Genomic DNA, 265 nt, shown 5'->3' with positions numbered 1-265 from the left:
AGAAAGCCATCGATGACGCATTGAAAGCTAAGAATGACACGATTGACGCGAACAAAGACTTAACAGCTGAAGAAAAAGCCAAAGCTAAAGAAGACGCTAAGGCAAAAGCCGATGCAGCGAAACAAGCGATTGATACTGCAACAACAAACGCAGCGGTGGAACAAGCTAAGGCTGATGGAGCGACAAGTGTATCTTTAGTAACACCAACAGCGCAAGCGAAGCCAGCTGCAAAACAAGCCATCGATGAAGCATTAAAAGCAAAAGA

Annotated in this window: 1 protein-coding gene; it reads left to right on the top strand. The window is 44.9% G+C overall.

What is annotated here, in order from left to right:
• Positions 1-265: DUF1542 domain-containing protein (locus tag JQ843_RS04850; RefSeq protein WP_203213029.1), on the top strand; the 265-nt coding region annotated here is incomplete at both ends.

Source organism: Streptococcus mitis (assembly GCF_905187495.1).
In the GTDB taxonomy this organism is placed as follows: domain Bacteria; phylum Bacillota; class Bacilli; order Lactobacillales; family Streptococcaceae; genus Streptococcus; species Streptococcus mitis_CU.
This window is presented reverse-complemented; position numbering and strand designations above follow the sequence as displayed.